This window comes from Streptomyces sp. NPDC002817 (assembly GCF_053592055.1).
This window is the reverse complement of sequence record NZ_JBSFUY010000002.1, coordinates 572241-590125: the sequence shown is the minus strand read 5'-3', so window position 1 is coordinate 590125 and position 17885 is coordinate 572241. Positions and strand designations below refer to the sequence as shown.

Below are 17885 nucleotides of genomic sequence, written 5' to 3'. Positions count from 1 at the left end.
TGCGACGTTACCTCCTATGAGGCAACATGCAGTAACCGTTACCGGTTACCGGGCTATAGAGGTAACCCTGCTTCGAGGAGGAAGTCATGGCTGTCGCCACACTGGGCGTCGTCGTCCTGGACTGTCCGGACCCCCGTGCGCTGGCCGGTTTCTACGCCGAGGTACTGGGCGGCACCGTCGAGGGGGACGGCGAGTGGGTGGATCTGAAGGTGCCCGGCGGACAGTCGCTGGCCTTCCAGGCCGCCGCCGGGTTCGTACCGCCCGAGTGGCCGCGCGCGGACCACAACTCACAGCAGTTCCACCTGGACCTGACCGTCGACGACATGGACGCGGCCGAGAAGGAAGTCCTGGCCCTCGGCGCGCGGCCGCTGGACTCCGCCGACCGCTCCCGCACCTGGCGTGTATACGCGGACCCGGCGGGGCACCCGTTCTGTCTGTGCGCCTGCTGAGACCTGGAGGGTCCACTGTGACTGTGGCTCGTTTCCGTTCCGTCGTGATCGACTGCCCCGACCCGCTCGCGCTCGCCCAGTTCTACGCGGCGATCGTGGGCGGAACTCCCCGCGTGGAGGAGGCGGACTGGGTCGTCCTGGAGACCCCCGGCGCGCCACGGCTCGCCTTCGCGCAGGCGCCCGGGTTCACACCCCCGGAGTGGCCGCGGGCGGACCGCAACTCGCAGCAGTTCCACATCGACCTCGACGCCGGGTCGACATGGGAGGAGATCGACGCGGCGGAACGGGAGGTACTGGCCCTGGGCGCGCGTCTGCTGCACGCCGAGGACAAGGAGGACTTCCGGGTGTACGCGGATCCGGCGGGGCATCCGTTCTGCCTCTGCCGCATCGAGCACGCGTGACCGGTGGGGCGCGGCCTCCTGCCGGTCGCGTCCCGCGCCGTGGTGCAGGGGATCAAGGGCTTCGCGTTCCGGTACCCGGCCCGTGGCGCTAGCCGTCCAGGTCGGAGATCTTCGCCGTCGACGGATCGCGGCGCTCCTGGGCCGCGCGGGCCGCGAAGTCGGCGCCGCGCAGTACACGCTGCACGTTGCCCCAGGCCAGCAGGGCGATGTCGGACTCGGACCAGTCGCGGCGGAGGAGTTCGGCGATGAGGTGCGGGTAGCAGGAGGCGTCGGCGAGGTCCTGCGGATGGGCGGTGCCGGCGTCGTAGGTGCCGGACAGGCCCACGCACTCGGCACCCGCGAGGGAGCGGACGTGGTCGAGGTGGTCCGCGACGTCCCGGACGGACGGGCCCGTCTGCTCGGCGGTGAGCGGCACCATGCACAGCCCCTTGGCGGCGCCCAGCTCGGTGAGCAGGTCGTCGGGGAGGTTGGCCGGGTGGGGGCGCAGGGCGCGGGCGGCGGAGCGGGTGCACACGACCGGCGCCTTGGAGACGGCGAGGGCACGGCGGACGGTGTCGGCGGAGGCGCCCGAGAGGTCGGCGAGGACACCGAGCCGGTTCATCTCGCGCAGCACCTCCTCGCCGAACCGGGTCAGCCCCGCCTCGCTCGCCCAGGTCACCCCGGACAGGGTGAGCACCCGCAGGCCGAGCGCGTGCAGCGAGCGCAGGATGCCGAGCGAGTCGCCGAGCGCGGCGGCACCGGCCGGCCCGAGCAGCACGGCGACCCGGCCGCAGTGCCGTACATCGGCGGTCTCCCCGGCGGTACGGGCGAGCCGTAGCCCCTCCGGATGGGCCCGCACGACGGTCTTCACCAGGTCCAGCTGCTCCAGCGTCGCGCCGACGGCCCGGTCGCCGCCGATGCTCTCGGGCAGATGCAGCGACCAGAACAGCGCGCCGACATGCCCCTCCCGCAGCCGCGGCACGTCCGTGTCGACGGAACTCTCGCCGAGCTCCAGGTCGAACCACGGCAGATGCCGCAGCGCCCACGGCAGCCCGCTGTACCCGTCGGCGACGGGATGCGCGGCGAGGATGGCGTGCGCCCGCTCCAGGGGCTCGGTGTCCGGATCGGAGACCGGCGTGTAGGGCTCCGACTCGACGAACGGGTCGGGCAGGTCGTCGAGCTCGCCGACCTCGCTGGTGGTGTTCAGTTCGTCCTGGAGGTCTGCCATTGCGGGCTCCGTACGTCGTGATCGGCGGCAAGATCAGCAGTACGGTCACCGTCGCACGGGGGGCGGAAGGCTTCCTGGTGAGCGGGGCGTTCGGGGGTACTCCGGTTCAGCGACCCTGCGCCGCGTCGATGACCTCGTCCAGGGTGTCCCGGGACCGGACCAGGTCGGCGATCATCCGGTCGATGCGGTCGCGCTCCGCGGTGAGGTCGGCGACGAGCCGCGGTGTGGCGACGGCGGAGGGGCCGCCGTCCGTGTCCCGCATACAGGGCAGCAACTGGGCGATCCGGCTGCTGTGCAGTCCGGCCGCGAACAGCTCCTGGATCCGCACGACCCGGTCGACGGCCGCCTCGGGGTAGTCACGGTGCCCACCGGGGGTCCGGTCGGCGCGCAGCAGTCCCTGGGCCTCGTAGTACCGCAGCGACCGCTCACTGACATTGGTCCGCCGGGCCAGTTGACCGATCCGCATGGGCAGCCACCCCCGGGCTTGAATCTGACATCAGTGTCAAGTTCTACCGTACGGCCATGACGCAGACAACGGACTTCCTCGCACCGGCCCGCCTCGGCTCCCTGGCCCTCCCCAACCGTCTGGTGATGGCCCCGATGACCCGCAACAGGGCCGAGGACGACGGCACGCCCTCCCCTCTCATGGTCACCTACTACGCCCAGCGCGCCTCCGCCGGCCTGATCATCGCCGAGGCCGCGACGCCGAACGCGGTCGGGCAGACGTACCCGAACATCACCGCGATCCACGCCCCGCAGCACGTGACGGGATGGCGACAGGTCACGGACGCCGTACGGAAGGCGGGCGGCCAGATGTTCCTCCAACTCCAGCACGGTGGCCGGGTGGGCCACCCGGCCACCAGCGGTCACACCCCGGTCGCGCCCTCTCCCGTCCCGCTCCCGGAGACGATCTTCACGCCCGGGGGTCACCAACAGGCCGTGACGCCGAGGGAGATGACCACCGACGACATCCGCTCCACCGCCGCCGACTTCGCCACGGCCGCGCGCAACGCGATCGAGGCCGGATTCGAGGGCGTCGAGGTGCACTCGGCCAACGGCCATCTCCTGCACCAGTTCCTGTCCGCCAACACGAACCGGCGCACGGACGCGTACGGCACCGAGCGGATCCGCTTCACGGCGGAGGTCGTCGAGGCCGTCGCCGCCGCGATCGGCCCCGAGCGGGTGGGCGTACGCATCTCCCCCGGAGGCACCGTGAACGGCATCGAGGAGGGCGACGCGGAGGAGATCTACCCGCCGCTCGTCGAGAGGCTCGGCGCTCTCGGACTCGCCTATCTGCACATCGTCCACGCCGACCCGGACTCCCGCGTGTTCCGGCGGATCCGCGCGGAGTGGCCGGGAACCCTGATCGCGAACCCGGTGCTGAAAGACCTCTCCACCGGCGAAGTACGTCACGCCGCCGAGCGTGCCCTCGCCGCCGGAGCCGATCTCGTCGCCCTCGGACGTCCGTTCCTCGCCAACCCCGACCTGGTGGCGCGGCTGCGAACGGACGCGCCGCTCAACCCCGTTCGGGACCGCTACCTGATGTACGTGGGCGGGGCGGCCGGATACACCGACTACCCCGCCCTCGGCGAACTCTCCGAAGAGCCCGCTCAGCCGTCCAGCGACTCGATCGTCGCGTTCGACGGCGAGCGCGTCGCCTGAAGGTCCCGGGCCACGTCCTCGGCGGCGCCGAGCACCCGTACCGCGTTCTGCCAAGTGAGCTTGGCCAGGTCGGACGTGGACCAGCCGCGGTCCAGGAGCTCGGCGACGAGGTTCGGGTAGCCGGAGACGTCGTTCAGGCCGTCGGGAGTGAAGGCCGTGCCGTCGTAGTCGCCGCCGATGCCCAGGTGGTCGATGCCCGCCACCTCGCGCATGTGGTCCAGATGGTCGGCGACCGTGGAGACCGTCGCGATGGGGCGCGGGCGCTGCTCCTCGAAGGCACGGTGGACCTTCATCGCGTCCGGTGTGGTCGCGAGGTGATGGAAGCCGTGCGCGCGCATGTTCTCGTCCGCGGCGGCGGTCCAGTCGACCGCGGCCTGGAGAACGAACTTCGGCACGAACGTCACCATCGCCATGCCGCCGTTGCCGGACAGCCGCTCCAGGACGTCGTCCGGGATGTTGCGCGGGTGGTCGCACACCGCCCGCGACGACGAGTGGGAGAAGATCACCGGCGCGAGCGTGGCGTCCAGCGCGTCCCTCATCGTCGTGGCCGCCACATGCGACAGATCGACGAGCATGCCCTCGCGGTTCATCTCCCGCACCACCGCACGGCCGAAGGCCGACAGCCCGCCGACGCGCGGCGCGTCCGTCGCCGAGTCCGCCCAGTCGTTGTTGTCGTTGTGGGTGAGGGTCATGTAGCGGACGCCGAGCGCGTACAACGCGCGTAGCGTGGCAAGGGAGTTGGCGATGGAGTGGCCGCCCTCGGCCCCCATGAGGGAGGCGATACGGCCTTCCGCCCGTGCCGCCTCCATGTCCGCCGCGCTCAGCGCGGCCCGCAGGTCGGCCGGGTGCCGGTCGATCAACTGCCGTACGCAGTCGATCTGTTCCAGCGTCGCCGGCACCGCGTCGGGCAGGTCCGAGCGGACGTACACCGACCAGTACTGCGCCCCCACGCCACCGGCCCGCAGCCGGGCGAGGTCGGTGTGCAGATGGGCGCTCTGGTCGGTGGCGATGTCCCGGGCGTCGAGGTCGTAGCGGACCTGTTCGCGCAGTGCCCAGGGCAGGTCGTTGTGTCCGTCGACGACGGGGAACTCCCGCAGCAGTGCCCGGGCGGTCTCCACAGAGCTCACAGCCGTCACTTCCCGAAACCGAAGCCGTTGCCCGGCCCCTCGACCTTGGCGCGCAGCCGCTTGCCCTTCTCGGCGGCCTGGTCGCCCAGCTCCTGCTGGAACTCCTTCATCCGGCCGAGGAGCTCTTCGTCGTGGGTGGCGAGGATACGGGCGGCCAGCAGGCCCGCGTTGCGGGCACCCGCCACGGAGACGGTGGCGACGGGCACACCGGCCGGCATCTGCACGATGGAGAGCAGCGAGTCCATGCCGTCCAGGTACTTCAGCGGGACCGGCACGCCGATGACCGGCAGCGGGGTGACGGAGGCGAGCATGCCCGGCAGGTGGGCCGCGCCGCCGGCGCCCGCGATGATCACCTTGATGCCCCGCCCGGCCGCCTCCTCGCCGTACGCGATCATCTCGCGCGGCATGCGGTGGGCGGAGACGACGTCGACCTCGTACTCGATCTCGAACTCGTCGAGTGCCTGGGCGGCGGCCTCCATGACGGGCCAGTCGGAGTCCGACCCCATGACGATGCCAACAACGGGGCTCATTCTGTGATCGTGCCTCTCAGGTAGCCGGCTGCGTGACGGGCGCGCTCCAGCACGTCGTCGAGGTCGTCGCCGTAGGTGTTGACGTGGCCGACCTTGCGTCCGGGCTTCACGTCCTTGCCGTACATGTGGATCTTCAGCTGGGGGTCGCGGGCCATGCAGTGCAGGTACGCGGAGTACATGTCCGGGTAGTCGCCGCCGAGGACGTTCGCCATGACCGTCCACTTCGCGCGGGGGCGCGGGTCGCCGAGGGGCAGGTCGAGGACGGCCCGGACGTGGTTGGCGAACTGGGAGGTGATCGCGCCGTCCTGGGTCCAGTGGCCGGAGTTGTGCGGGCGCATCGCGAGCTCGTTCACCAGGATGCGGCCGTCGTGGGTCTGGAACAGCTCGACGGCGAGGTGGCCGACGACGTCCAGTTCCTTGGCGATGCTGAGCGCCATCTCCTCGGCCTTGAGCGCGAGGGCCGGGTCCAGGTCGGGCGCCGGGGCGATCACGGTGTCGCACACGCCGTTGACCTGCTGGGACTCCACCACCGGGTAGGCGACGGCCTGGCCGTGCGGCGACCGTACGACGTTGGCGGCGAGCTCACGGACGAAGTCGACCTTCTCCTCCGCGAGGACCGGGACACCGGCCCGGAAGGGGTCGGCGGCCTCCTCGACGCTGTCGACGACCCACACGCCCTTGCCGTCGTAGCCGCCGCGGACGGTCTTGAGGACGACCGGGAAGCCGTCCCCCTCCTCCGCGAAGGCGGCCACATCGGCCGGGTCGCTCACGATCCGGTGCCGTGGGCACGGCACCCCGATCGCGTCGAGCCTCGCTCGCATGACGCCCTTGTCCTGGGCGTGCACGAGCGCGTCGGGCCCGGGGCGCACGGGGATGCCGTCCGCCTCCAGCGCCCGGAGGTGCTCGGTGGGTACGTGTTCGTGATCGAAGGTGATCACATCGCAGCCCCTCGCGAAGTCACGCAGCGTGTCGAGGTCGCGATAGTCGCCGATGACGACATCGCCTACGACCTGCGCCGCGGAATCCTGAGGGGTGTCACTGAGGAGCTTGAACCTGATGCCGAGCGGGATGCCTGCCTCGTGTGTCATACGAGCGAGCTGACCCCCGCCGACCATGCCGACTACCGGGAACGTCACGCTCCTAGGGTATCGGCCACATCGGGGCGGCCGGATTCCGTACCTTGTGCACGCGATTTCCGCCGATCTGGCCCGAAACACGCACCTGTCTTCACGTCCTGTTCCCAATCTGTGAGCTCGTCCACAAGCGTTTGCACAGGGGGGTGGTTAGCATGGCTTGGTTGACGAAACCGGACGGACGGGGGCTAGCACGACCATGGGACGTGGTTCCTCGGCGCTTCATGCGGCGCCTCCGAGCGCGGTACGACAGCGCGTCGACCGGCTCGTGCGCGAGGCCGCCAAGTTCGGCGCCGTGGGCGGAGCGGGTCTGCTCGTCAACCTTCTCGTCTTCAACCTGGTGCGGCACACGACCGACCTCCAGGTGGTGCGCGCCAGTGTGGTCGCCACGGTCGTCGCGATCGTCTCGAACTACATCGGCTTCCGGTACTTCACGTACCGGGAGCGCGACAAGAGCGGCCGCACCAAGGAGCTGACGCTCTTCCTGCTGTTCAGCGCGGTCGGTCTGGTGATCGAGAACGGCGTGCTCTACGCGGCGACGTACGGATTCGGCTGGGACAGCCCGCTGCAGAGCAACGTCTTCAAGTTCCTCGGCATCGGCATCGCCACCCTGTTCCGCTTCTGGTCCTACCGGTCGTGGGTCTTCAAGACCCTGCCGGGGCCCGAGGTGGTCGCCAGCGCGGAATCGTTCCTGGCGGAGGCGGAAGAAGTGCAGGCCCGGCGACCGAAGCAGCGGGCCAGGCAGCGGGTCGGCTGAGCCGCCCGGTCACCGTACGGTCGGTTCCGCTTCCGGTACCGGCTTCTGCACCGGCGTACGCGACAGGAACAGCCCGAACACCGCCGGCTGCGCCTGGAGCATCTCCAGACGCCCTCCGTCGGCCTCCGCCAGGTCCCGGGCCACCGCGAGGCCGATGCCCGTCGAGTTCCGCCCGCTGATCGCCCGCTCGAAGATCCGTGCGCCCAGGTCCGCCGGCACCCCCGGCCCCTCGTCCGTGACCTCGATGACCGCCTGGTTGCCGGTCACCCGGGTACGCAGCGCCACCGTGCCACCGCCGTGCATGAGCGAGTTCTCGATCAGTGCCGCCAGCACCTGCGCCACCGCGCCCGGTGTACCGACCGCCCGCAGATGCCGCTTGCCGGAGCTCACGATGGCGCGGCCCACGCTGCGGTAGGCGGGGCGCCACTCGGCGAGCTGCTGCTGGATGACCTCGTCGAGGTCGAAGGAGACGGCGGAGCCGGTTCGGGGGTCGCGGGAGTTGGTGAGCAGCCGCTCCACCACGTCCGTCAGGCGTTCCACCTGCGTGAGCGCGATGGTGGCCTCTTCCTTCACCGTGTTCAGGTCGTCGGTGAGGGTGATCTCCTCCAGGCGCATGGACAGCGCGGTGAGCGGCGTGCGCAGCTGGTGGGAGGCGTCCGCCGCCAGCCGCCGCTCGGCGGTGAGCATACGGGCGATGCGCTCGGCGGAGGAGTCCAGGACGTCGGCGACCCGGTCGAGCTCATGGACGCCGTAGCGCTTGTGCCGGGGGCGCGGGTCGCCGGAACCGAGCCGTTCCGCGGTCTCGGCGAGGTCGGTGAGCGGCGACGCCAGCTTGTTGGCCTGCCGTACGGCGAGCAGCACGGCCGCGATCACCGCGAGCAGCGCCACCGCCCCGATGATCAGCAGGGTGCGGCCGACCTCCCGGGTCACCGACGAGCGCGGCTCCTGGACGGTGACCGTCTCGCCCTCCTCGCCCGTCTCCGTGGCGCTGATGACGTCCCCGGTCGCCTTGGTGCCGACCTCGATGACGGGCTCTCCCGGGATCCGGATCACGGCGTACCGGTCCCCGGCGACCTGCTCCTTCAGCACCTGCGCGTCGACGGTCTGCTCCCCGAGCAGCCGGCTGTCCACGATGCTGGCCAGCCGCACGGCCTCGGAGTCGACCCGCTCCTGGGCGCTGTTGCTGATGGTGCGGGTCTCGACGATGACGAGGCTCACACCGAAGACGGCGATGACGACCAGCACCACAGCGAGGGTCGACTGAATGAGACGGCGACGCACGGGGCCCCTCCGGGCGGGTTACTTCTGGAGGCCGGTGCAGGGCACCCGCCTAGGGGCGCGGGGAACTGCGACCAGCCACAGTCGACCCGCACGGACGGCACAAGACGCGGAAGCTAGCTCTTCTCGAACCGGAAGCCCACACCACGCACCGTGGCGATGTACCGAGGGTTCGCCGCATCATCACCGAGCTTCTTCCGCAGCCACGAGATGTGCATGTCCAGCGTCTTGGTCGACGACCACCAGGTCGTGTCCCAGACCTCACGCATCAGCTGGTCACGCGTGACGACCCGCCCGGCATCCCGCACAAGGACCCGCAGCAGGTCGAACTCCTTGGCCGTGAGCTGAAGCTCCTCCTCGCCCATCCACGCGCGGTGGGACTCCACGTCGATGCGCACCCCGTGCGTCGCCGGCGGCTGCGCCGGCTCCGAGGCACCGCGCCGGAGCAGGGCCCGGACTCGGGCGAGCAGTTCGGCGAGGCGGAACGGCTTGGTGACGTAGTCGTCGGCGCCGGCGTCGAGCCCCACGACGGTGTCCACCTCGTCCGCACGCGCGGTCAGGATGAGGATGGGCACGGTGAGGCCTTCGGCGCGCAGTCGGCGGGCCACCTCGAGGCCGTCCATGCCGGGGAGTCCGAGGTCCAGCACGACCAGATCGATGCCGCCCTGGATGCCGGCGTCGAGCGCGGTGGGGCCGTCCTCGCGCACCTCCACCTCGTACCCTTCCCGTCGCAGTGCGCGGGCCAGCGGCTCCGAGATGGACGCATCGTCCTCGGCGAGCAGTACACGGGTCATGACCTGATGGTAGACCGCGCATGACAGAAGCTGGGGTGTGATCGCAAGCCCGTGATTCTTACCATGGGGCGTTCTGGTACGAACCTATGTCTCAACGGTGAGAAGGTAGTAAGGACCTTGGAAAAGGTGCCTACGGTTCCGCTGGCACCTGTGATCCATATCTCAAGTCCTTTTATTTCCGGCGCTGTCCTGCCGTATGGTGAAAGACGCCTTTAGCACCACGGGGACCTTTGGCAATCATTTGACGCTGAAGGTCTCTTTTGTGTGCGGGCCAGCAATCGCCGGCCTGAAGGAATGACCCGTGGCCGGGCCCCCAGGAGGGGACGGCGACCACCGGGCGCGCAGAGCCGCTCACGCATCAGCACGCGCGTCCCGACCAGCAAGGAACGACCATGGCGTCCAGCCTGACGAAGGACTCGGCCCGACCGGGCACCCCCGGCACCGAGCAGACCTTCTTCGGCCACCCCCGCGGACTGGCCACTCTCTTCATGACCGAGATGTGGGAGCGTTTCTCCTACTACGGCATGAGGGCTCTCCTCCCGCTGTACCTCGTCGCCCCGGGCGGCCTCCACCTCAGCGCCGCGACGGCGACCGCGATCTACTCCGTGTACGTGTCGCTGGTGTACCTGCTCGCGCTGCCCGGCGGCTGGTTCGGCGACCGCGTCTGGGGTCCCCGCAAGACCGTCGCCGTCGCCGGTGGCGTCATCATGCTCGGCCACCTCACCCTGGCCCTGCCGAACTCCGGCACCTTCTACGCCGGTCTCGGCCTCGTGGCGATCGGCTCCGGTCTGCTGAAGGCCAACATCTCGACGATGGTCGGCCACCTCTACGAGGGCAAGGACGACCCGCGTCGCGACGGTGGCTTCACCGTCTTCTACATGGGCATCAACCTCGGCGCGTTCGCCGCGCCGCTGGTCATCGGCACCATCGGTGAGAACGTCAACTGGCACCTGGGCTTCGCGCTCGCCGCGCTCGGCATGGCGCTGGGCCTCGGCCAGTTCCTGATCGGCTCCCGTCACCTCGCCGACCGCTCCAGCGTCGTCCCGACACCGCTGTCCGCCGAGGAGAAGGCCTCCACGCTGCGCAAGGCCGCGATCTGGGCCGCCATCGCCGTGGTCTTCTACGCGATCGTCGGCTCCTCCGGCCACTACACGCTGAACTGGATCCTGGTCCCGCTGACGCTGCTCGGCCTGATCATCCCGGTGATGGTGCTGGCCCGCATCAAGCGCGACAAGGACCTGGACCGCACCGAGCAGCGCTCGATGTCCGCGTACATCTGGTTCTTCGTGGCCGCGGCCGTGTTCTGGATGATCTACGACCAGGGCGGCTCGACCCTGTCGATCTTCGCCGACTCCTCCGCCGACAACACCATCTTCGGCTGGGAGTTCCCGGTCTCCTGGTACCAGTCGGTCAACCCGGTCCTGATCATGGCGCTGGCCCCGGTCTTCGCCTGGTTCTGGCTCGCGCTGAACCGGCGCGGCAAGGAGCCGAGCACGATCGTGAAGTTCGCCTCGGGTCTGGTCCTGGTCGGTGCGTCCTTCTTCCTCTTCCTCGCCCCGCTGTCGATCGCCGAGGGCGGTCACAAGGCGGCCGCGGCGTGGCTGGTGGCGATCTACTTCGTCCAGACGGTGGGTGAGCTGCTCCTGTCGCCGGTCGGCCTGTCGGTGACGACGAAGATGGCCCCGGCCAAGTACGCCTCCCAGATGATGGGCGTCTGGTTCCTGGCCGTCACCGCAGGTGACGCCACGACCGGTCTGCTCTCCATCGCCGGCGTCGACCTCAACAAGACGGGCATCGTCGCCCTGGAGGCCACGCTCGCCGTGGTCGCCGGTGTCGCGATCTGGATGTACCGCAACCGCGTCAAGGAGCTCATGGGCTCCGTGCACTGACGTTTCTTCGAACGAAGGGCCGCCTCACCACCCGGTGCGGTGGCCCTTCGGGGTTTTCCGGCCGCGCTCGAGGCCCGCACCACACCATCGGAAGCATGCGTCGTACGTTTCTGTCCGTGGCCGCGGCCCTCGGTTTCCTCATGTCGTCGTCCGGCACGGTCGTGGAGGCGGTCCCGGAGACGATCCCGTACGGCGGCCACGAACGGCAGACCATCACGGTGTACGGCGACCGGGGCGCCCCACCGCTGGTGATCCTGCACGGCGGGTACTGGGCCGAGGACGCCGACTGGAGCCGCACGGCGCGGTGGCTGGCGGCCCAGGGCTTCCGCGTCTACGAGACCGACTACCGCCTGAACACCGACGCCCGCTGGCCCGCGCAACGCGAGGACGTCCGGGCGGCGCTGCGCTGGATCGCCGCCGACTCCCCGGGCCGGCCCCTGCTGCTCGGCTCCTCCGCGGGCGGCCAGCTCGCCCTGGACGCGGCGACGTACGGCGCGGGCGGATCGCTGGTCCGAGGCGTGGTGGCCCTGTCCCCGGTCGCCTCCCCGTACCGGGCGTGGGTGGACGGCGGCCGCCCCGGAGCCACGGCCCAGCAGCGCCGCTTACGCCAGGAGGCGCAGCGCCTGGTCGGCTGCGCCCCCGACCGCACGGGCCCCCGCTGCTGGACCCGCTGGGGCGACCTCGCGGCCCGCGCACACGCCTCCGGCGCGGACGACGCCCCGATGCTGTTGATCCATTCGGAGGGCGACTTCGTCCCTCCGGCCCACTCGACCGAACTGGCGGCGGCGGAACGCCGATTGGGCCACAAGGACATCACCGTATCCACGCTGGAGGGCGCCTCGCATGGAGGCGCCCTCATGAACCAGGCGAGGGATCTGGTCCTGAGCTGGCTGTTGAAGCACGCGTAAGCGCCGACCCGCCTAGGGGCGCGGGGCTGTGTTCAACATGCGGCTACCGCCGCGTGGGCGCGACCAGCGCCCACCGGCCGTCGGACCCATCACCGCAGACGCCGCCGCCCCGGAAGGAACGTGAACACGGCCGCACCCAACAACACGGCCGTACCGGCCACCAACCCCAGGGCCTTCAATGCGCCATGGTCCTCGGACCCCGTCGCGGCGAGCCCCCCGGAGGACGACGAACCGCCGCCGCCCGTGGACGACGTACCACCTGACGCCCCGCCCTCCTGCTCGGTGGTGTCCAGAGTCAGCGACACGGACGTCTTGTCCGGCGTGCACGTCGTCGTCGTACCGAGCGCCTTGATCGTCAGCACCCCCGGCGACAGCGTCGACTCACCCGTGGCCCCCGGCTTGTAGGTACCGGTCATGTCCGGTATCTCGATCGGGTCCCCCGACTTGATCTCCTCGGCGTTGACCGGCCCCTCCACCGACACCGACCCCTCGTCGGAGCCGCCCAGGACGACGTTCATGAACGGCTGGAGCTTGCCCGCGGGAATGGGCGCCGGACTGTTCATCGGCGACTTCTTGAACTGGACGGTGATGTCGAAGTCCCCGCCGTTCTTCTTGGCGTTGATCTGGATCGTGGAGGTCGCCTTCTGCGTACCGATGGGCGACTCACAGGTGTAGGGGATGTCGACGACCTCGCCGGTGAAGTCGGTCTGGCCGGGGTCGGTCTCGGACGGACTCGTGGAGGGGCTCTCCGTGGCACTCTCCGTCGGCGTCGGGGACGTGCTCTCGCTCTCGGTCGGAGTCGGGGTGGGAGTCGGGGAGGAACTCCCGTCCCCCTCCTCGACCTTGATGGTCGCGGCCGTCGGCACGGCCGCCGTCGGGGCGCAGTTGGTCTTCGTGCCGTAGGCGTTGACGACGAACGCGTCCGGCGTCAGCGTCACGTCGCCGGCCGTCGTCAGTTTCAGCGTGCCCTTCATGTCGGAGAGCACCATGTCGCTGCCGATCGGGATCTCCGGGTTCTCCTGCGGGCCCTCCATCGCGATGTCGGCGGTCTGCGCACCGGCCGCCTTGAGGGTGCCGGTCGGCTTGACCTTGTCCTTCTCGATGACGATGGGGCCGGGGTTCTTCGAGGCGGCCTGGACGAACTTCCACACCACCTCGACCTCGTCGCCGACCTTCGCGGTCTCCGGGGCGGTGATCTCGACCTTTGTGGTGCCGTCCACGGGATCGCCCACGGGCGGTATGCAGTGCGTCGCGAACGACACCTCCGCCGCCTGCGCGGGCGTGACGGCCACACCGATCAGCGCGCCCGCACAGCCGAGTGCGAGCGCGACTCTCGCGCCCGGCAGGACTCTCCTTCGCTGTCTCACGTGGATCCCTTTCTGGTGGAGGTCGTGGAGTTGTCGTCGTGCGGTGCGGAGAGCCGGCCGGCCGCGCCCGGATCGGAGTCCGGGGTGAACCACGGCAGGGTCGAAGAGGGGGGCGGCTCCCGGTCCGGGGTGTGCATTCCCGGGAGCCGCAGGGTGAGTTCGGGCAGTCGGAGCCGGACCGGGGTCCGTGCGCGGCCGGACCGATGCGGCCGCGCCCGGTCGATCACGGCCATCCCGATCCGGAACAGCGCGGCGGGCACGACCAGACAGACCAGGATCCAGAACAGGGTCACGCCCCAGGGCCGGCCCACGCCCCAGGGCTGTTCGGCGAGGACCTTGCCGCCGTACTTGAGGGACACGGTGTAGTCGCCGTGCGCGCCGCCCGTGAGCTCGACGGGCAGTTCGATGCGCGCCTTCTTGCCGGGCTCGATCGTGCCGCGCCACTGCTGTTCCTCCCACTGCGGCGCGAACACGCCGTGGGAGGTGCCGACCTGGAAGACGGGGTTCTTGATGTCCGAGGTGCCGACGTTGCCGACGGTGAAGACGAGGGTGCGGGCGGGCGGTGCCCCGAACCAGGTCAGCAGTCCGCCGGAGCCGTCGAGCCGGGTGTCGGTGAGCACCGACAGTCGCCCGCCGGAGGCCTCGGCGGGCAGCGGCTCCACCGCGTGTCCGGCGACCTGGAAGATGGCGTCGGCCTCGGCCCCGGCCCCGGTCACGGTCGCCACGTGCACCACGCAGGGGCAGGGCACGGGCGGCTCGGCGACCGGCAGCTTCTTGCTGAAACGGCCGTCGGCATCCGTGGTGACGGCCCGCCCGTCGGCGTTGGCACAGGAGTTGGTACCGCCGGGCACACCCCGTGACGGCACGGCCTGACCGCAGACCAGGATCATCAGCAGCGCCTTCGACCGCCAGCCGCTGCCGGTGACGGTGATCGAACCGCCGGTCCCCGCCTGGGACTTGGAGAGTTTCACGGTGGGCCGCTCGGCGGCCTGTACGGGCAACGACACGACCGACACCAGCGCCAGGAGCGCCGCCAGCACCAGGATCCGCACCTTCACGACACCGCTCCCGTCAACTCGACCTCGACACAAGAGGGTTCAGGCGCGTCACCCTTACGGCGCCTTCGACGTCGTACGACGAACAGCGCGCCCCCGGCCGCCACCACCCCGGCGGCCCCCATCCCCCACGGGCCGCTCCCGGTCGACACACTCGCCGCGTCCCGCACCCCACCGGCCGCCGTCACCGTCAGCCGCACCTCGACGGAGTCCAGCGCGGGCGCACTCCATGGCTCGCTGAGCTCGAGCCGCCGCCCCGGCGCCAGCTCGGCCGACAGGGTGCGCGGGGACCGGTCGAGGACCCGCCCGAAGAGGCCGTCGGCGCGGACCGCGACCGTGGGTACGAGGGGCGTCGTACCCCGGTTGACCAGTTCGTACGTGATGCGATCACCGCGCACGGCAAGGTGTTCGACGGTCAGCGCGGACACGCTGGGAACGGCGGCCCGGAGGTGAACGGCCACCCGCCGGGTGCGCCCGTCGGAGTCCCGGACCACGATCTCGGCGCTGCCGTCCTCGCCCGGAACGGTCACGGTGAAGGGCACCTCGGTGCGGGTGCCCGGGGGCAGCCGGAGCCGGGAGTCGGCGAAGACGACACGGGCGCCGTCGCCCCGGAGGGAGACCTCGACCGCCCTCTCCCCCCGATTGACCAGCGCCACCGTGTCCTGCAGCACCGCCCTGGGCTCACCCTCGGCATAGAAGACAGGCCGCTCCTCACCGAGTGGCACAACGGACCACCCGTCGGCGGCAGTTGCAGCCGACACAGTGGTCAACAGGGTGAAGACGGTCAGTCCCAGCACACGAAGGGCGAACGACATCGGCGGCTCCGTAGAATCGTGCGTTGCGGTACGCGCCCCCTGAGGGGCGCGGGGAACTGCGCGACAAGCCACAACGGCGCCGCAGCCGCAAACGGCCATGGCGCGGCGCCCCGAAGGCGCATCTCACCCCGCAGAACGCCGACGCCTCCGCGTAACCCACAACGACCCCGCCGCCCCCGCGAGCAACACCGTGCCGCCGAGCGTCCCGAGCGCGATCGCCGAATCCTCGGGCCCGGTCTGCGGAAGCGAGTCACCGGAACCGGATTCGGATCCGCTCTGTGTATCGCCGCCGCCCCCACCACCCGCGGCAGTCACATCGAGACTGAGAGACGGCCCGGGACTGTTCGTCGGCGTACACGTCGTCGTCGTACCGAGCGCGATGATCGTCAGCACACCCGCCGTGAAGGTGACCTTTCCGGACTCCTTCGGCGTGTACGTTCCGCTCAAGTCATTGATCTTGATGGGGGTGTTGGCGGGCACCACCGCCTGGTTGGCCGAGCCGGTCACCTTCAGGGTGCCCTTCTCCGCACCGCCGAGCTGGATGACCGCGCTCGGCTTCATCGACCCCTTGCCCAGATCGACCGGGCTGGACGAGACGCCCTTCTGCCAGGACATGGTGATCTTGTAGCCGCTGCCGCTCTTGACGCCCTTGATGTCGATGGGCGAGACGGCGCTCTTGTCGCCGATCGGCGTCTTGCACTGGTACTTGACGTCGACGACCTCGGCCCGGGCGGCGGGGGCGGCCATCAGCACCACCGAGCCGGCCAGGGCCGCGGTGGACGCGAGCGCGGCGGTTCGTTTCCGGTACGACACGGTTCCGCTCCCTTACTCGTTTCCCTGACTGGTTCCTGTCTTGCGCGAGTACCTGACGGCACATCAGATGGGCCGTCAAGGTACGCCCGGGCTCGCGAGGAGGGAAGACAAGGTGCGCGCCGGAGTTGTGACGATCCGGCGCGCACGCAAGGTGGTTCGGGTGGAGAGCTAACCCCGGGTAACCCGAGGACGGAGTAGCTCGGGGGCTCCCCAGCGCCTCAGCACCCGCGGCACCTCGACCGTTCCGTCGGCCCGCTGGTGCTGTTCCAGGATGGCGGGCAGCAGCCGGCTGGTGGCGAGGCCCGAGGCGTTGAGGGTGTGGACGTACGCCGGCTTGCCGCCGCCTGCCGGGCGGTAGCGGATGCCGCCGCGCCGGGCCTGGTACTCGCGGGCGTTCGACACCGAGCTGACCTCGGCGTACGCACCGAGGCTGGGCAGCCACACCTCGACGTCGTAGGTCTTGGCCTGGGCGGGGCTGGTGTCCTCGGCGGCGAGCTGGGTGACCCGGTGGTGCAGTCCGAGCCCGGCGACCAACTCCTCTGCGCGGGCGAGGAGTTCCTGCTGAACCGCGGCCGAGTCCTCGGGGCGGGCGAACTGGAACAGCTCGACCTTGTTGAACTGGTGGCCGCGCAGGGTGCCGCGGTCGGCGGTGCGGTGGCTGCCGCTCTCCTTGCGGTAACAGGGCGTGCAGGCCACGTACTTGAGCGGGAGTTCGGCCTCGTCGAGGGTCTCGCCGCGGTGCAGGTTCACCAGGGCGGTCTCGGCGGTGGGCAGGAGGAAGTGGTCGTCGTCCGTGCGGAAGACCTCGTCGGCGAACTTCGGGAACTGTCCCGCCGTATAACCGGCTTCGTAGGTGAGCAGGTGCGGCGGCAGCACGAACTCGTAGCCCGCCCGGCGGTGGGTGTCGAGGAAGTGATTGAGCAGCGCCCACTCCAGGGCGGCGCCCTCTCCCCGGTAGACCCAGTAGCCGCTGCCGGCGAGCCGGGTGCCGCGTTTGTGGTCGACCAGGCCGAGTTCCTCGGTGAGCTGGACGTGGTCCTTGGCGTCGAAGTCGAACGCGGGCGGGGTTCCGGTGGCCCGGACGACCTGGTTGTTCTCCTTGCCGCCCGCGACGACGTCGTCGTCCGGGAGGTTGGGCAGGGCATCCAGGAACGTCCGGTGTTCCCGCGCCAGCCGGGCGAGCTCCGCCTCGGCAGCGGCGAGCCGGTCGGTCAGCTCCTTGGCGTCGGTCTGGAGCCCCTCGGCGGTTTCGCCCGCCCTCCGTCGTACGGCGATGTCGGCCGAGATCCGCCGTCGCTCCCCGCGCAGCCGCTCCACGGCGGTACGGGCCTCGCGGAACTCGGCGTCCAGGGCGAGGAAGGCGGGGATGTCGGCGTCCACGGCGCGCTTGCGCAGGGCGTCCTGGACTCGGTCGGGGTGCTGTCGGATGAGGGTGACGTCGAGCATGGTGCCCGCTCCGTCCGGTTCTGCCGGAACGGCAGGCGCCGCCCCGGGGTGGTCCCTCGGGGCGTGGGCGAGAGGGTACTCGCGGTGCCACCACGCCTTCACCGTCGTGGAGCCGGATCTCTTCGGCCCGTACGGCGGTCTCGTTCGAGCCCGATGACGGGGGCCGGCCGGCGGGGCATTTCCTCCCCGCACTCGGGAGTGGATTCGCACCGGGACCGCGAGGCCGCCTTCACAGCTGTCGGCGGCTCTCTCTG

18 protein-coding genes are annotated in these 17885 nt (G+C 70.5%); 6 read left to right on the top strand and 12 right to left on the bottom strand.

Features of this window, described 5'->3' with window-relative positions:
* The first annotated feature begins 86 nt into the window (after positions 1 to 86).
* Positions 87 to 449, top strand: a complete 363-nt coding sequence (locus tag ACWD3I_RS05715; RefSeq protein ID WP_365403055.1) for a VOC family protein — start codon at positions 87 to 89, stop codon at positions 447 to 449.
* A gap of 17 nt (positions 450 to 466) precedes the next feature.
* Positions 467 to 850, top strand: coding sequence for a VOC family protein (locus ACWD3I_RS05710; protein WP_365403052.1), 384 nt, complete (start codon positions 467 to 469; stop codon positions 848 to 850).
* 88 nt (positions 851 to 938) lie between these two features.
* Here the strand turns inward: ACWD3I_RS05710 and ACWD3I_RS05705 are convergent, their stop codons facing one another.
* Both ACWD3I_RS05705 and ACWD3I_RS05700 read right to left on the bottom strand, forming a co-directional pair.
* Positions 939 to 2057, bottom strand: a complete 1119-nt coding sequence (locus ACWD3I_RS05705) for a dipeptidase (protein ID WP_365403049.1) — start codon at positions 2055 to 2057, stop codon at positions 939 to 941.
* 106 nt (positions 2058 to 2163) lie between these two features.
* Entirely contained in the window at positions 2164 to 2523 is a 360-nt protein-coding gene (locus ACWD3I_RS05700) for a MerR family transcriptional regulator (protein WP_365403046.1), read from the bottom strand.
* 56 nt (positions 2524 to 2579) lie between these two features.
* Here ACWD3I_RS05700 and ACWD3I_RS05695 point away from each other — a divergent pair, with 56 nt between their 5' ends.
* Positions 2580 to 3719 carry an alkene reductase gene (locus tag ACWD3I_RS05695; protein WP_365403043.1) on the top strand — a complete coding sequence of 380 codons (1140 nt, stop codon included), beginning with the start codon at positions 2580 to 2582 and terminating at the stop codon, positions 3717 to 3719.
* Here the strand turns inward: ACWD3I_RS05695 and ACWD3I_RS05690 are convergent.
* From ACWD3I_RS05690 to ACWD3I_RS05680, 3 genes are read right to left on the bottom strand one after another with little or no spacing between them, the layout of a single operon-like run.
* Positions 3668 to 4846 (bottom strand): dipeptidase, encoded by a 1179-nt coding sequence (locus tag ACWD3I_RS05690; RefSeq protein ID WP_365403040.1) that lies wholly within the window; start codon positions 4844 to 4846, stop codon positions 3668 to 3670. The two genes, ACWD3I_RS05695 and ACWD3I_RS05690, sit on opposite strands and share 52 nt — an antisense overlap.
* Before the next feature lie 5 nt (positions 4847 to 4851).
* Positions 4852 to 5376 (bottom strand): 5-(carboxyamino)imidazole ribonucleotide mutase, encoded by a 525-nt coding sequence (purE, locus tag ACWD3I_RS05685; RefSeq protein WP_266891497.1) that lies wholly within the window; start codon positions 5374 to 5376, stop codon positions 4852 to 4854.
* Positions 5373 to 6512, bottom strand: coding sequence for a 5-(carboxyamino)imidazole ribonucleotide synthase (locus ACWD3I_RS05680; RefSeq protein WP_365403037.1), 1140 nt, complete (start codon positions 6510 to 6512; stop codon positions 5373 to 5375). Before ACWD3I_RS05680 ends, purE begins: the two co-directional genes overlap by 4 nt.
* 196 nt (positions 6513 to 6708) lie before the next feature.
* Here ACWD3I_RS05680 and ACWD3I_RS05675 point away from each other — a divergent pair, with 196 nt between their 5' ends.
* The gene (locus tag ACWD3I_RS05675; protein ID WP_365403034.1) at positions 6709 to 7266 is read left to right on the top strand and encodes a GtrA family protein; all 558 of its coding nucleotides are present in this window, start codon (positions 6709 to 6711) and stop codon (positions 7264 to 7266) included.
* A 9-nt stretch (positions 7267 to 7275) separates the two neighbouring features.
* Here ACWD3I_RS05675 and ACWD3I_RS05670 read toward each other — a convergent pair whose 3' ends face one another.
* Positions 7276 to 8547 (bottom strand): ATP-binding protein, encoded by a 1272-nt coding sequence (locus ACWD3I_RS05670; protein ID WP_266891494.1) that lies wholly within the window; start codon positions 8545 to 8547, stop codon positions 7276 to 7278.
* Between the two features lie 113 nt (positions 8548 to 8660).
* Positions 8661 to 9338: a response regulator transcription factor gene (locus tag ACWD3I_RS05665; RefSeq protein ID WP_365403032.1), complete on the bottom strand. Its 678-nt coding sequence runs from the start codon at positions 9336 to 9338 to the stop codon at positions 8661 to 8663.
* 392 nt (positions 9339 to 9730) lie between these two features.
* On the opposite strand from ACWD3I_RS05665, the gene ACWD3I_RS05660 reads away from it, so the two are divergent.
* Both ACWD3I_RS05660 and ACWD3I_RS05655 read left to right on the top strand, forming a co-directional pair.
* Positions 9731 to 11227, top strand: a complete 1497-nt coding sequence (locus ACWD3I_RS05660; RefSeq protein WP_365403029.1) for an oligopeptide:H+ symporter — start codon at positions 9731 to 9733, stop codon at positions 11225 to 11227.
* Between the two features lie 95 nt (positions 11228 to 11322).
* The gene (locus ACWD3I_RS05655; protein WP_365403026.1) at positions 11323 to 12135 is read left to right on the top strand and encodes an alpha/beta hydrolase; all 813 of its coding nucleotides are present in this window, start codon (positions 11323 to 11325) and stop codon (positions 12133 to 12135) included.
* Positions 12136 to 12224: 89 nt separating this feature from the next.
* Here the strand turns inward: ACWD3I_RS05655 and ACWD3I_RS05650 are convergent, their stop codons facing one another.
* From ACWD3I_RS05650 to serS, 5 genes are all read right to left on the bottom strand, one after another.
* Positions 12225 to 13502 carry a hypothetical protein gene (locus tag ACWD3I_RS05650; protein ID WP_365397336.1) on the bottom strand — a complete coding sequence of 426 codons (1278 nt, stop codon included), beginning with the start codon at positions 13500 to 13502 and terminating at the stop codon, positions 12225 to 12227.
* Positions 13499 to 14560: a hypothetical protein gene (locus tag ACWD3I_RS05645; RefSeq protein WP_451084033.1), complete on the bottom strand. Its 1062-nt coding sequence runs from the start codon at positions 14558 to 14560 to the stop codon at positions 13499 to 13501. Before ACWD3I_RS05645 ends, ACWD3I_RS05650 begins: the two co-directional genes overlap by 4 nt.
* Positions 14557 to 15372, bottom strand: coding sequence for an LPXTG cell wall anchor domain-containing protein (locus ACWD3I_RS05640; protein ID WP_365397339.1), 816 nt, complete (start codon positions 15370 to 15372; stop codon positions 14557 to 14559). Before ACWD3I_RS05640 ends, ACWD3I_RS05645 begins: the two co-directional genes overlap by 4 nt.
* Before the next feature lie 123 nt (positions 15373 to 15495).
* The gene (locus ACWD3I_RS05635) at positions 15496 to 16185 is read right to left on the bottom strand and encodes an LPXTG cell wall anchor domain-containing protein (RefSeq protein ID WP_365397342.1); all 690 of its coding nucleotides are present in this window, start codon (positions 16183 to 16185) and stop codon (positions 15496 to 15498) included.
* A 168-nt stretch (positions 16186 to 16353) separates the two neighbouring features.
* The gene (serS, locus tag ACWD3I_RS05630) at positions 16354 to 17631 is read right to left on the bottom strand and encodes a serine--tRNA ligase (RefSeq protein ID WP_365397345.1); all 1278 of its coding nucleotides are present in this window, start codon (positions 17629 to 17631) and stop codon (positions 16354 to 16356) included.
* Positions 17632 to 17885: the final 254 nt, after the last annotated feature.